This window comes from Shewanella scandinavica, from assembly GCF_031932065.1.
Lineage (GTDB): Bacteria > Pseudomonadota > Gammaproteobacteria > Enterobacterales > Shewanellaceae > Shewanella > Shewanella baltica.
In genome coordinates this window covers 25,493-40,584 of record NZ_JAUOES010000017.1, presented here as the reverse complement: position 1 = coordinate 40,584, position 15,092 = coordinate 25,493, and the positions used below count along the sequence as shown (strand labels likewise).

The 15,092-nt window shown below is 47.3% G+C and carries 10 protein-coding genes; all 10 read right to left on the bottom strand.

Going from position 1 to position 15,092, the window contains the following annotated elements; genetic code table 11:
• Positions 1–239: 239 nt before the first annotated feature.
• Positions 240–1,448 carry a glycerate kinase gene (locus Q4Q50_RS14770; RefSeq protein WP_311899958.1) on the bottom strand — a complete coding sequence of 403 codons (1,209 nt, stop codon included), beginning with the start codon at positions 1,446–1,448 and terminating at the stop codon, positions 240–242.
• Positions 1,449–1,498: 50 nt separating this feature from the next.
• Positions 1,499–2,857: a GntP family permease gene (locus Q4Q50_RS14765; protein ID WP_311899956.1), complete on the bottom strand. Its 1,359-nt coding sequence runs from the start codon at positions 2,855–2,857 to the stop codon at positions 1,499–1,501.
• Positions 2,858–3,185: 328 nt separating this feature from the next.
• Positions 3,186–4,193 carry a catalase family peroxidase gene (locus tag Q4Q50_RS14760; RefSeq protein WP_311899955.1) on the bottom strand — a complete coding sequence of 336 codons (1,008 nt, stop codon included), beginning with the start codon at positions 4,191–4,193 and terminating at the stop codon, positions 3,186–3,188.
• 151 nt (positions 4,194–4,344) lie between these two features.
• Positions 4,345–5,583, bottom strand: coding sequence for a sugar diacid recognition domain-containing protein (locus tag Q4Q50_RS14755; RefSeq protein WP_311899954.1), 1,239 nt, complete (start codon positions 5,581–5,583; stop codon positions 4,345–4,347).
• Positions 5,584–5,591: 8 nt separating this feature from the next.
• Positions 5,592–6,290, bottom strand: a complete 699-nt coding sequence (locus Q4Q50_RS14750) for a uracil-DNA glycosylase family protein (protein WP_311899998.1) — start codon at positions 6,288–6,290, stop codon at positions 5,592–5,594.
• A gap of 186 nt (positions 6,291–6,476) precedes the next feature.
• Entirely contained in the window at positions 6,477–7,082 is a 606-nt protein-coding gene (locus Q4Q50_RS14745) for a hypothetical protein (protein WP_311899952.1), read from the bottom strand.
• A 228-nt stretch (positions 7,083–7,310) separates the two neighbouring features.
• The gene (locus Q4Q50_RS14740) at positions 7,311–9,398 is read right to left on the bottom strand and encodes an MtrB/PioB family decaheme-associated outer membrane protein (RefSeq protein ID WP_311899950.1); all 2,088 of its coding nucleotides are present in this window, start codon (positions 9,396–9,398) and stop codon (positions 7,311–7,313) included.
• 12 nt (positions 9,399–9,410) lie between these two features.
• A complete protein-coding gene (gene mtrA / locus Q4Q50_RS14735) occupies positions 9,411–10,412 on the bottom strand; it encodes a decaheme c-type cytochrome MtrA (protein ID WP_006081107.1) in 1,002 nt (333 codons plus the stop codon).
• A gap of 68 nt (positions 10,413–10,480) precedes the next feature.
• A complete protein-coding gene (locus Q4Q50_RS14730) occupies positions 10,481–12,433 on the bottom strand; it encodes a multiheme c-type cytochrome (protein WP_311899947.1) in 1,953 nt (650 codons plus the stop codon).
• A 341-nt stretch (positions 12,434–12,774) separates the two neighbouring features.
• Positions 12,775–14,967: an OmcA/MtrC family decaheme c-type cytochrome gene (locus tag Q4Q50_RS14725; protein ID WP_311899946.1), complete on the bottom strand. Its 2,193-nt coding sequence runs from the start codon at positions 14,965–14,967 to the stop codon at positions 12,775–12,777.
• Positions 14,968–15,092: the final 125 nt, after the last annotated feature.

The following is a 15,092-nucleotide window of genomic DNA, read 5'->3' as shown; positions in this document are numbered from 1 at the left end:
GCAAATTGGCTCGAAGAGTATAACGGACCAGTGACTCTCAAAATGTTCAATCAGCGGAATACCAAAAAGGGAGCTCACTTTACTGCAAGGCCTTTTAGGCATCAAGCACTAAAATTTGTGTTGCCAAAGCGTTGCGGCCTAAATAAGCAAAGGCGCCGTTATGGCGCCTTTATGTTTAACTCGACGATCCACCCATCAAGCCTGAGCATTAGCCCTAAAATTCATGTTAGCCCTAAAAATTAGCGCTGACCCAACATGAGTACTGCGCCGATATTTCGGGCGGTATTGCAAAGGTTTAGCTTGGCATTGGCCAGTACATCATCGAGCGGACTTAAGTGCGGAATGATAGGGAAGATAGCCGCCATACCGTGTTCCAATATGGCATTGGCGTTGTCACCCAGACAGCCCGCGATACCGATAGTGGGAATGCCCTGCAGTTGGGCTTGCTTTAACACGCCCATCGGGGTTTTTCCAAACACGGTTTGACCGTCGATGCGGCCTTCACCTGTGATCACTAAATCGGCGCCACGGATTTTGTCAGCAAGGCCAACGGTTTGCATCACAATTTCAACTCCAGGTTTAAGCTCGGCACTTAAAAAAGCCATCACGCCAAGGCCCATGCCGCCCGCAGCGCCTGCTCCCGCATGTTCACGGTGATCTGTCATGCCATTGCGGGCAATTACATCGGCATAATGGGATAGCGCCGTATCGAGCTGCTTAACCATCGCAGGCGTTGCGCCTTTTTGCGGACCAAAAATTGCCGAGGCACCACGCTCACCGCACAGTGGATTGTCAACATCGCAGGCGACTTCGAAGCTGCACTCACGTAACAGCGGATGAGCGTTCGAGACATCGATTTGGGCAAGGTTCGCTAGCGCCGCGCCGCCAGAAGGCAAGGTTTTACCTTGGCTATCGAGCAATAAAATGTCCAGCGCTTGGGCCATACCCGCGCCGCCATCGTTGGTGGCACTGCCGCCTAGACCTAAAATGATGTGCTTTATCCCCCGATTAAGCGCATCACAAATCAGCTCGCCCGTCCCATAACTGGTGGTGATCAGCGGATTACGTTGCTCCCTTGGCACATGGTGCAGACCAGAGGCCGAGGCCATTTCAATCACGGCAATCGCGCCAGTATTTGGAACCGTTGCAGAGCCATGATTAGAGCGACTATCCAAGTCATTATTCGAGTCACTATTTGATAAATTACCAAGAATGCCATAGTGCGCTTGCACCCTATGCCCCAGTGGGCCCATGACCTCTAGGTTGACAATACTGCCGCCCGTGGCATCGACCATAGATTGCACTGTGCCTTCGCCGCCATCGGCAACGGGAATTTTGACTATGTCGCAGTCGGGTATCACTTGTCTTAAGCCTTGTTCGATGGCGTTGGCCACTTCGAGTGCGCTTAAGCTTTCTTTAAATGAGTCGGGGGCGATAACTATTTTCATTAAAAATCCTACAGCTAAAGGGACAAGCTTGAATCAAGGTTAACTCACTATTAGAGCAAGACTAAGCTGAGCACATACACAGTCAACATAGCGGTGACACCTTGAATAAGGGTTGCCATGGTTTGTGCTTTGTAAGCTTGTTTCACACTCATGCGGCTAAATTGGGTGACGACCCAGAAGAAGCTGTCATTAGCGTGGGAAACCGTCATTGCACCGGCACCAATCGCCATTACCGTTAATACGCGGCCCATGTCGCTGCCAAGGCCGATATCACCGAGCATAGGCGCAACCAGTGCTGAGGTTGCGACTAACGCCACTGTCGATGAACCCTGCGCCGATTTAAGCGCCGCGGCGACGATGAACGGCATAAAGATACCGATACCGAGTGCCGACAATGATGTGCCTAAAAAGTCACCGATAGGCGTGGCTTTTAAGACAGCACCAAAGGCACCGCCCGCACCTGTGATTAAAATAATCGGCGCGGCTGTGACTAACCCTTGGCTGATGCGCTCGCTAAATTCACTGATCTTATTCTCACCCTTTAATAACGACAGGGATAAGAATAGGCCAATCATCAGAGCGTTAACGGGTTGACCGAGGAACACTAGCGCGTCAAATAACCCTGCTTTACCTAAAGGCGCTGAAGGGAAATTAGCGATAGAACCTAAACAAATTAATACGATAGGCACAAAAATTGGCGCGAAGGCTTTTAATGGGCTGGGCAGTGTGCCATAGCTTTTTTTCAGGGTTTCATAGTCGCTCGCTTCCGCTTTAAGCTCCTCTGCGCCTTCACCATCTGGTTCAACATCGGCAAAACGGTTCGCCCATAACATGCCTGCTAATGCGGCTACGGCGGCCACAAAGAGACCCACGCCAATCACTAAGCCCAAGTTCGACTCTAAGCCTAAGTTACCCGCGGCGGCGATAGGCCCCGGTGTTGGCGGTACAAAGGTGTGAGTGGCATACAGACCCGTGGCTAAGGCAACGCTCATGGAGACGCTAGAGACCTTCATGCGGTTGGCCATCGATTGTTTTAGCGAGTTCAAGATCACAAAGCCCGAGTCACAAAAGACTGGAATAGACACTAGATAGCCGATGACCGACATAGTTAATGTCGGGAAGCGTTTACCTAATACCTTGATCACCACATCAGCCATGGTAATGGCGGCGCCGCTTTTTTCTAGAATAATACCTATGATAGTCCCCAAGACGATCACAAGGCCGATATAACCTAAGATACCGCCAAAACCTGTAGTGATGGTTTTAGCGATTTCTCCGCTCGGTAAGCCATAGGCGAACGCCGCGATAAAGGCGGCCAGAATTAAGGTTAAAAAGGGGTGGAGTTTAAATTTTGAGGTCGCGATAACAATAAATGCAATCACGCCGATAAGAATAAGCACTAAGTTCATATTATGTCCCGTTCAGTTCTTGGCTGAAGTTTTTGAGTAAGTTTTTTTGACTTATATTGTAGGGCGCAGTGCTTATTTGGGTCTGAGTCCAAATGAGGGCTGCTTTAAGGTTATCCTATTTTAAGATCATCCTATTATTGTGCAGGCATGCTTGAATAGCTTTGGCTAAATCCACGGAATTACCGCGTTATGTTTCGCCATTTTTGTGCTCATGCACAAAAAAGCTTAGGTGAATTCGAATGTAAGAGGAGGCGTTTTGTCGATAAGGGTTGGCAAATAGGGCTATTTGCCAACCTTAAGTAGGAGGAACTTGGCTTAACTCGTCGTTTTATTGGCGACGAATAAAAGATTCTACATAGGCAGCGGTGCGGGCATTGAGTATAGGATCGGCAGATGCGGCAATGCCCTTAGGTAATAACAGCGGGTTGAAAATGCCTTTATCGCACTGTTGCACTTGGGGATCGCTATCTCGCTCACCGTTAATCACCACTTGGCCGACCAACAAGCGCTGGCGAGTCTCAGGCCAAATCACGGTAGGGTCATTAATCTCATCGCCCGTTTCAGCCAGTTGAATATAGAGGTTCCATTGTGCCGGCTGGGTTTTAATGCGCGCGAGAAATTCCGCCTTTAAAAAATCGTCACCCAGATTAGCAAGTTCGCTGGCTGATAGCGCAGCTGTGCCCGCGACAGGTTCAAAAATCCACTTTCCCGCAACCGTTTCACCTTGCTGAGCGCCACCTTTTTGGGGGCTAAACAGGAAACTATTCACGCCATAGTAGCGGCTGTTGGCAAAACTAGGGCTGGGAGGCAGCTGTTTGACATAGTCGAAAAAGGCTTTAGCGCTGGGTTGATTGTCGATAAGCCACTGTTTACCTTCTGCGCCTTGTTTCACTTTGGTCTGAAAGGTAAAAAAGTCTTCTAGATTACTGGCGAAGAAAACGGGGACGTTAGTGGTAACAAAGTTAAGGTTTTCTTTATCGCCATCTATTTTGAGTGACATAAAGCGCCCAGCGGTTTTATCGGAGATCTGTGGATTCGTGCCACCAAGGGAAAAACGGGCAGTGACTTTAATGGCATCTTGATTAAAAAACGGAATCGCCAGTGTTTGTTGTAATTGCGGATCCGGTTTAAAAGTGCCTGAGGTGCAAAATCCTTTCGTGTGATTACGCAGTTTAACCTTTTTACCCGCCTCGCGACTTGCTGTATCGGGCGTGCCATTGACGGCATCAACCAGCTCTGGAATGGTTTTTTCTGCTGCGACTAATGTCGGTGAAGTTAGCGCTAAGCCTGTGATGAGGCAGGCTTTGGCGAGTAAAGTCAATTTGAATGGGGTCATTGCAATTCCTTTCAATGGTCTGGGTCGAGCGTTCGACATGTCGACGCGAGATTGTTATTAGAAACTATAGGAAAGGGGATACGGTATAAATCTTTCAATCGTTCTGTTAATAAATGCTTTATTGACTCAATGACGTAGGAAATAACACCCGTTATCTTGGGGTTGCCGAAGTATCAAGCAGTTGTCCAAGATACAGGCTCAATAATCCATGCAGGGATTGAATATCGGCTTGGGTGATTTGCTGAATTTTATCGAGGCGATATCTAAGTGTGTTGCGGTGTATATACAGCGCATTCGCACATTGCTGTGCATCACCAAAGTGGGTGATATAGGCGGCTAAGGTTTTGCGTAACTGGCCGTTTTTATCGGCCTTGGCGAGTTGCTGATAGGGTGACGCTAGTGCCTGACCGCGCCAGTCATGTTTAAGTCCCGCTAGTAGTACTTGCAGGGAATAATCTTCGAACAGGTATTTATTGCCCTCTGCATTGCGCTGTTTACCTAGGGCTAAGGTTTCATGCGCGGTTTGATAGGAGCGCGCTATACCGCCTTTTTCAGGGAAAAAATGACCCAAGGCAATTTTAAAGTTTAAATCCATTTGGGCGGGTAAGCGTTGTAACAGCTTGTCGATGCGTTGATTTTCAAGCTCAGGATCCCATTGTTTACCATCTAAAAAAGCGGGCTTTAGGATCACCAATTGCGACATTGAGGTCATGGCAATCAAGTTGCCTCGGTCAGGGTATTGCAATAGATGCAGCACTTGCTTGAGGGTTTCACTGACTCTGGGGCTGCGTTCATCGGCGGACTGAGTGGAAGCTTCTGCTAAGTACAAGGCCGATGAGTTGGCGTCGGTCTTTAAATGTTGTTTTTGGGTGTGTTTCTCGCTGATCTCAATAATGGCCGCGACTCTTGGCAGGCTGATATCAATTTCTAACTGTTTTGCCCAGCGGTGCAACTGTGCATCATCGGTTTCAGCTTTGATCAGTTGTAGAATAAATTCTTCACGCTGGCGATTTTCCCACTGCAATTTATCCTGCAGGTTGGCTTGTTCGACAATCATTTCGGCGGTCATTTTAAGTAACTCGCCGTAATGGGTGAGCTCACTTGGATCGCCAGTAATGCCGACAACACCTATGATTTGTCCTTGATAATGCAAGGGTAAATTAATGCCAGGTTTAACGCCATGTAACCCAGAGGCCACTTCTTGGCTTATCTCCACATTGCGATTTTGGGCAATGGCCAGCAGCGCGCCTTCGTGGGTCGAGCCAATACGTTTGGGATCGCCTGAACCTAAGATCACGCCCTGACCATTCATCACATTGATATTGTGGCCAATGATTTTCATCGTGCGACTCACAATTTGTTTAGCGATGGCAGAATCAAGCAGATACATATGAGTGCCTAGAGTGGTTGAAGGTTTAACAGGGATGCAATACGCATTCTTAATCTGGGTAGCATATCGCGTTCAAACTCAGGATGCTGCTTAAGCCAGAGATTATTGCGTGGGCTCGGGTGAGGTAAGACAAAATATTTAGGCCAATATTGCTGCCACTGCGCGCACGCTTGGGTCACTGTGATAGGTTTCAGTTTGGGGATGGTTTTTGCTTTGGTGCTGGACGATACATTCGTGCTGGTTGTTTGGACCTTGCTGAGCGGTGAAGTGAGATTTATGCCCACGGACGATTCACGCGGTAGATGATAATCGATGGCATATTGGCCGAGGATCACGATTAGCTTAATTTGTGGCATTAACGCAAGTAAGGCTTGATGCCAAGTGGCGGCGCATTCTGGGCGCGGTGGTTTATCACCCTGCTTTTTACCGTTTATTTCGATACTGCCCGGAAAACAAAATCCCATAGGGACAATGGCAAAAAGGGCAGGGTCGTAAAATTGCTCACGGGTGACATTCAACCAAGTGCGCAGCCGTTCACCGCTGGCATCGTCAAATGGGATGCCTTTATGGTGCGTTTTCACGCCCGGAGCTTGGCCGGCAATCAAAATCCGCGCTTGGCTACTGGCCTGCAATATCGGCTTGGGCGCTAAGGGTAAATCAGCCTGACATAAAGTACAGGCGTTAATTTTTGTCAGCAGTGCTGTCATTGATGCAGAACTGGGCTGCGATACCGTTTCGCTTAGTAGCGATGACGCCGGCGCGTTAGTGCAATGTGTTTTAGTCAAAATTTTTCTTAGTCAGTGGTCAGTGCCCGTGGTTAATTGTAAATGTCATCGCTCATTCATCGTTGCTTATTCATCGTTGTTCATTAATCGTCGCTCATTCATTTTCAATCAGGATTGGAACATCATCGCCGTTTGATATAGCCAGTAGCCAAAAAGACCGTAGCCAAACAGCAAGCTTATATAACTTAATAGTTTAGGCACTCGACTTGGGCTTGAAGCCAAACAGATATGGGCCAGCACAAGGGTAAAGAAGGCTAATGGGGCAATCACATAGCTCAAGGCGAGGATGAATAATGCCCCTAGGCTGATGATCCAATCGGCATTGCGATTGCTGGGCTTATCGATTTGACACAATTGTAGCGGCAATAATATCAGTCCAATCGCCACACAAATAATGCCTAAGTTCAGGGCGAAATCACTCCAACCTCTGTGATCATATATGGCTAACGCGACGGCAATCAGCGGTACGATTAATGCGCTTAATACATGGCGTTTGGCAAAGGCGGCGCTGCGATACTGACCCGCAAAAAAGAACAAACCCTGTAAAAATAAATTGATCAAGGTAAAGCCGCCGAGGCCGAGAATGATAAACAGGCTGGCGGTGCCGCCCGAGGGGTCGAACGCCAAGGCGGGTAAGGGCAATAGACTCAGTCCCAGTAGGGCGGGAAGCGATGACAACCACTTAGGTTGGCAGAGGGGAGAATAAATACGCATGTGCTCAGAGGATTAACCAAAAGATTGAATTAAGATCCGCTAAAGTGAGCTAAAACTCAAGGAATAAGGTTTTTATGGGCGGACTTTTGCGCCAGAGTCTGATCTTATTCAAGATTTTTACTTTTATCTGTGCCGATGTAATGATTTTGCATGTGACTTTGGATGTGACTGCTGCGGTTAAACAAAAGCCCGCAAGATGCGGGCTTTTGGATTGTCTATCGTTGAGGATTAGATCTTGTAGCTCATGCTTAACATGATCATCTGCGCTGTGTAGTCATGGCTATTATCACCAAAACCTACGACGTTCCAGATCCCATTGACGGCGATATCATTGGCAGCGTCATTGTCCTTATAGTTCTCAATTTTATAATCGAAGCGCAGCGCCATTTTCTCGGTGGCTTGATATTGAGCATATAAGTTAATGTTGTGCACTTTGGCAAAATAATCGCCGTAGTCGCCTGTGATACCTTGTCTAACTTGGGTGTTACTGTTGGAGTCTGAATAGGTGTAATCCAGTCCCATGCGTAACTTGTTCTCAAGTAAGTTGTTGTAGCTAATGCCAGCGCCAACAACATCGACTTTATCTTCAATGAAGCCTGTCCAGGTTGGGGTGCTGTAGTTGCTGCTTCCCGCCTGTTCAGATTCAATGATTTGATAGTTATAGAAGGCGTTCGCCAGTAAATCATCGGTGATCATGTAGCTGATGTTGGCATCATAACTGGTGTCTTTTGACTCAGTTAAACCGATGACAGTATCTGTGTAGTCATCTAATGCATAACGGGCACCGAAATCTATGGTCAGGCTTTCGATAGGCGAGTGAGTGACTCGTGCTTCCACTTGGGTTCTGTCACGGTTCGCCAGATTGTACTTACGCAACAGGCTGTTGGTTTCAGACGATGTCCATTCAGAGGCTTGATATTCAGAGCCGTCACGTTGACCGTAACTGCCCTTAACCCACATATCCCAAGTCTCGAAGCTGTTGACTCTGAAACGCGCCCAAACCGTGTTCTCATCCGTGGTTTCACGGTCTTGATAATTACGTTCGTCACGTCTGAAGTCATAGCCGCCATCGAGTTTCATGCCGCGGGTAATACGATAATCCGCCGCCACTTTGAAGCGTTGACTAGTGTTATCGTAAGGGGTGTTATAGGCCACCTTACCGTTGACATTGTTGATGCTGACTTGGGTCCACTCTTCAATCTGCGTATTGTTATCGCGGTCGTTATAGTCGTAGCTACCACTTAAGCGCAGTGAGTTGGTGACTTTGCTGACCACTTTTAAGTTCAAACCGATAAGGTCGACCTTGGCATCAAGGGCTTCAGTTGGCACTTGATAACCATAACCTGAAGTCACTAACGCTTGGTCTTGACTCATTTGTCCGGTAAGCAAGCGAGCCGATAGCACATTGGTACTGTCGTTGTATTGGCCCATTAACGATACTGTGTGTGACTGATTGTCTGGGTCTAGGGCGATAGTGCCCGTGGTTTGCGCGCCAAAGGTTGGATTAAACGCACTGTCAAAATTTAACTGGTTGTACTCGTTCTTAAAAATCGAGCCATTGTAGTTAAGTGCGGTGAACCAGTTGTCGCCTTTAAGCTTGATACCCGCTTCAATGGAGTCCGTGGTGTAATCGACAGGCTCGGCTAACATCATAGATTGGTTAAAGAATCCACCAGATGCTTTTTTCAAGCCGGTTTTTTCTTCACGCATGTAGCTCACATGTGTGCTCCACAGCGATTCACCTTGATAATCAAAACCTAGCCCTGTGCGCTCACGTTTGAGCGACAGTTCTAAGGAGTTCAGGCTGTCCATCAGTAATGGCATTTGGCTGCTTGAACCCGCCGTCACCCAGTTGTCTGGCAGCGTTAAATTATCGCTGCCCATACCCGAGTAGGGCGTTAAGGCACTGTTGCTGTTGTAAGTGGCAATCTGGCGATAGTTCACATTGACATTGTACTGGCCTTGTTTGCCGGCATTCACCTCTAAGCGGCCGCCATCCATGCCCAGTTGATAGGCTTCAACGCTGGCACGATAGCCTTTTTCACCGCGAAAGGTGACATCAGCATCCAATTTCCCTGCGACTTCGTTTGAAGTCCCAAAGGCATTCGCCGAGCGAATGTCCTCTTCACTGTTATAACCTACGCCGACACCCACAGTGCCCGATGTGCCTGTTTCAACGACGCAGCCTTTACAGCTCCATGCGGACATTTTGACTTTTTCGGTATTGGCATTGGCTAAGCCATACCCATCGGCCGCTATCGCAAAACCTGTGTTTGCCAGTAACGCAAGAGTGATCAAATTGAGTTTAAATTTCATTTTCTCGTCTCCTTAGCGCTGTAATAGCTTGCCAGATGGATGGTTTGAACCATGAACCTGACTGTGGCAATTTAAACAGCTTCTTCCACCCGTGAAGGCATTGTCACCGACGTTTGAACCTAAACCAGTGTTACCTAAGTAAGCATTGCTGGCATGGCCATCGCTGGCGTGACATTGCTGACACAGCTGCGGTGCGCGGGTTTTCAACATGGCATCATTCACGCTGCCGTGAGGATTGTGGCAAGTGACACAGTTCTCAGTGACGGGTGCATGTTCCCACAGTTTGGGGCCGCGTTTTTCGGCGTGGCAGGAGTAACAGGTTTCGTTAATGCTCGGCTTGTTCAGATCGGAATCTGTCATGCTCCCATGGGGATTATGACAATCGCTACAGGTCATTTGAGCCCATTTTAATGGGTGGCTTGAGCGTTTGTTCATGTCTGCTTTTTGCTTAGTGTGGCAGCTAGTACAGACTTCCATTTCAGTGTTTTTTGATAACACAGGATCTTTTGCCACATGCACTTGGTGGCAAGAGGCACAAGCGACATCGGCATTGTCATGGTGACTGCCGTTCCAAGACACACGTTTATCATCTTGGTGACAACTCATACAGACGCTGTTTTGTTTTTCAGCACTTAAGGTCGATTGCTTACCGAAAGTGATCATCGGCTCGTTGCCGCCTTTATTGTGTTGACCTAAAGGACCATGACAGGCTTCACATTGCAGGCCAGCCATTGGGCTTTTTGATGAATCAATGGCGCCGTGGACACCTTTGAACAGGTCCATCACTTTTTCAGATTTTTTATGGCACATCAAACAAGAATCGGCACCTTTAGGGGAGTAGTTGCCTTCGGCAAACTTCTTATCTAAGGTGGCTTCGACTTGCTCTGGCGTCATTTTCGCATCCCACTTCGACGCATAAGCGTTTGGTGCAATGCATAAAGACATGACTGCTGACATTGCCATGGTGATGACAAGTGCCGGCAGTAGGTTTTTCATTTTTAAGCTGTTCTTCATAATAGGCTTCCCAATTTGTCCCAACAAAATTCAAGAAAGGGGGAGCGAGCTCCCCCTGCTTGGGCAAATTACATTTTCACCTGAGTGTGATCTGTTGGTGTGGGTTTGTGACAGTAGAAACAGGTTTCTGACTGCGCCGCTTGGTTAGCTTGAACATAATCACCGTTCACAATCGCGCCCATGTTTTCTAAGCCGTGGCCAATGGATTCTGGCGCGTGGCATGAAGTACAAGTGGCTGTGATTGGCGTGGTGTATTTACCTGCTGATGTTGCCAGCGCGCCTTTCACTTTGAATGCATCTAGGTTGAAATCGTTGTGACATTGGGTACATTCTTTGATGACACCTTGCTCGCCGTGGATCACGTGCAGTTTCATCTCGAATGCGCCTTTGTTAGCACCAGAGGCATAAGTACCATCAGGTGTATGACACGCGACACAACCATCAACACCGACGATCGCTTTACCGTTCGCATCTTTTGCGTGTGATACTTGCTCTGTCATCACAAAACCTGAATGGTGGCCTTTGTGGATTTCAAAGGTATCGCTGTGACAGCCTTGACAGGTGCTGAAGTTAACTGAGTTAACATGGCGCATGCTTGGGGCGTTGCCTGATTTAGTACCAAAGGCGAGCTCAGCTTTCATACTGGTGGTTGCGCTATCAACGGTACATGCCGTTAAGCTAGTACCAGTGCTACACATTTCCAGACCGATAAAGGTAAAGGCCGTATCTGTATCGCCAGCACCGAAAGGCAGGGCAGGTGTCGTGAAAACCAGTTTGCCGTCAACTAAGGTCACACCAGCTTGTAGTGCGCCATCTTTGACTAAGTCTTTAGCAATTTTCGCAGCACCACTACCAGGGCTCTTGTTGTAACCCATAATTGGGAAGTTAGGGCCAACGTTAGTGACAGTTTCTAAACGTTTAATCTTGTCTTGAACCGTTGCCGCATCAATCGCGTTACCGTCTTTGTCTAAGATAGAGACGGTTAATACCGCAGTATCATCAGTTTGACCCACGAGAGTCGCTTGCATACCTAACTGAGCGATAACGGCTTTCTTGTCAGCAGTCTTGCCTGTGTGTAGCTCGGCAGTCCAGTCGCTGTTATGACAGGCGATACAGTTTGAGTTATCTAGCTGTTGTGAATGGCCTTTACCTGCGGCGAAGTCCACTGTGCTATGACAGCTTCCACAGGTAGCGGCAGTTGGAATACGTGACCAATTACCCCAATCTGGCGCGGCATCGTTTGCAGCATGACAGCTTTGGCAGCTTTCCAATGAACCTAAGGTCAGGTCTTTGTGTTTAGCGTGAACGAGAACATTGAACTCTTTACCTACGCCAACTTTGCCTGCTGTGTGGCAAGTTGCACAGTAGTTAACATCTGAGTACGCGCCGCCGTGTTTCACATTGGCTAAATCTTGGTGACAGGTATTACAGCTTTCAGTGGCAACAATTTTGCGGCTGTATGTCGGTGCTGCACCGGTATCGGCCGTAAAGTCGACAAAGGCGTTACTGTTAGGGACTTGAGTACCATCGGGTAACGGCGTGTTATAAGCGCGGATTAACACCCGTTGAGCTAACTGATCGTTGTAGGTGATTTTAGCGTTAGCGGTCAGGTTCATGTTGAAGGTATAGCTGTAGTGACCGTTTTTCTGGTCAACAAAAGTCCCTGGGCATGTTGCTGCCACATCACAGGTTTCATCACCAAAGTATTGCCATTGCGAGGCATTACCGGCACCTGTGGCCCCTTGTGGGATCAACTGTGCTGCGGCGAAGCGCATTTTTTGGAGACCAACGACGGGTAAATCATCTTCGTTAGTGACGGTAAACTCAACACTCGGTACACCGTTAGTGATGACAGATTTATCAAACGTGAAATTAAGGGTTTGAATCGCTGGAGCAGGTTCGCCACCAGGTTCACCGGGATTACCATCATTACCATCGCTGCCACCACAGCCAGTTAAGGCCATAGTGACTGCACTTGCTGCTAACAGCAGTGCGATTTTAGTTGTTTGTGCGTTCATCATTTTTTTCCCTGCATAGGTTTGGCATTGCTTAAACGCTGTGTTCTAGAGCCAACAGATTCTATGTCTGTGTTTTTGGTCACTAGAAGCGACTTAAGTGGATGCTGGAAATAGAATTCCCCAAGGAAAGGCTAACCTAACATGACCTTAAAATCTCCAAGGCCTTTGCTAATGTGTGACTTGGATCTTTCTATTTCTAAAGAGGTATTTAAAGGGAGAGGTAAAAACGATTTCAGATCAAAAAAACAGCGGATTTTTAAATGGCAAGAATATAAAGAGAGAGGTAAAAACCTCTCTCTTTAGTAACGATAAAACATTGCTCTGAATGAGAGCGTTATATCTGCTTAATTACCGTGAACTTTACTTAATTGAGCCGGGGTATGACAAGTTGCACAGCTTTCTGATGCACGAGTTTGCACATCGGCTGCACTACTGCCATTTAAAATACCACCGTTAGTCTCAATGTGAGATTTTGTCGCATCAGTCAGATATTTTTGGTGACAGCTTAAACACGCTCCCGCATCTGAAGATACCCAAATATCGGCACCGTTATTATTGATATCACCGTAGCGCCATGTGCGATTAGGCTGACGTCCTAAGGTAATACCTGTAATGACGTTTGCTTTATCAACCGTATGGCATGTCGCACAATCGGTTTTTAGCACTGTGCCTGATTGTACACCCGCATATTTCAGGTAATGGCCTTCACGTTCGTGAGCTTTCCACGCGAAGCTAGTTGGGATCTTACCGCCAGGATAGTTGGCATCACTTTTCAAGGTTTTATCCGAAGTATGGCAAGTTTGGCAATTTACACCGTTGTCATAGTGGTGGATTTCTTGATTGTGACAACCTTGACACTTAGTTGCATCAATAATGTCGCGACGTGTCGCTGCCTTGGCAGTGTTGTCCACTCCCGTATCTTTCCAAACGAAATGATATGGGGCTTGTTTAACCGCGACTTTACTTAGACTGTCAGCAGAGCAATCTGTCATAGCTACGTCAGCAACGCCATAACCGCCATTGTTGAAGCACACTTCTAATGTTGACCACAGCTCGAATGTTTTACCATTTGCATCAGCGGGTAAACTGAACTTAGTGCCTGTTAATGAGTAGGTTTTATTCGCTTCATTATAGGTACCTTCACTTAAAGCGATACGACGATTGCTATAAGAGGCATCAGCATAGCTTGGGTAATCTTTATCAGAATCCCATGCTACGACAACGCGTGAGCTTTGATTTACGAAGGCTTTATCAATGGCATTGCCATCTTTGTCAACAACTTGGACATCAAAAGTGATTTTGCCCGTGTCATTCACGCCGACATTAGTGAACTTAATGCCCATGGCTTTAGTTTCTGTGTAAGCTTTCAGCACATCACCATGACGTTTAGCTGCACTACCTGTGCCATTGTATGGTTCAGTTGCATTATGACAAGCGACACAATCACTGCTGCTGTGGTGAGCAGACGGTTTTTCTGTGTGGCAACCAATACAGGCTTGATTGCTTAAGTCGGCTTTAAATAGATCGGCATTAGCTGGTGCACCCGCTCCTTCAACGTGACAGGCTGCGCAATCCGCTGCAGGTTTTAATGGGAAACCAACCTTGCCGTAGTCAATTACTTTGCCACCATAACCGACAATCTTGTAAGGCGCTGGAATTTCGGTACCAGCTTCATCAAAGGTATGACGTTCGCCACCTTTGTGGATAGCATGGATCATGTATGTAAATTCAATGCTATTACCTGACTCAGGATCGCCAGAAGTTGCCGTATGACAAGAAGCACAGTTCTCAATATCAACTCTACGGCCACCGTGTAACTCTAAACTTTCTGGTTGATGACAGGTATAACAGGCTGTTATTGAAACAACGTTGCGTGTTTGAATACCTTCAGTTTTACCTGTAGAAGGTTGCCAATCAAAATGTGCGTTGGCAGCAAGCTGTGGTAATTCAAGTTCTAATGTCGCCCGTTGAGTCGCTTCAGCACTGTAGGTAATCGCTAAGGGTTCAGTGACATTGGCGATATTGGCTTGATAGGTATAGCTGTAGTTACCATCACCATGATCCACTAAACAGGTATCACACTTGGCAGCGGCTTCAACGTTGGCTTGATATTGAGCTGATGGATTGAGGTTATCCACGCCAGAAGGCACTGTGCCAGGCTCTTTTTTGGCATTGATATAAGCTTGCCATTGGTAACCGCGGTCAGCGGGTTTGGCTGGATCCTCAGTTGCTACTGTAACGTGGCTAAGCTGTGCAATACCAAAACGTATGTCGTGATCTTTATTTAAGCCTAGTACTGCTACGCCATTCGCATTTTCTAATGTGAAATCGACTGTAACCTTACCTGCATCGATAGTGGCATTAGTGAAACTTGCTTTCAGTGTAGGAGTTGTATCGATATTGACACCAACAACACCCGGTTTACCGTCTTCACCATCTTTACCGTCACTACCACCGCAACCGGCGAGTAGTAGAGAGAGTAAACCGGCACCCAACATCGCTTTTGTTGCGGCATTGAAATTGAACCGTTTCATCATGATATTTCCCTGCAATAGTTGTAATCATCATCAAACGCTTGGTAGATAAGAATAAATCTCATTACCCGCATAAGATGTGTGGAATTAGTTTTCCATCTGTAAGGCTAACTAAGTCACTGGTATTA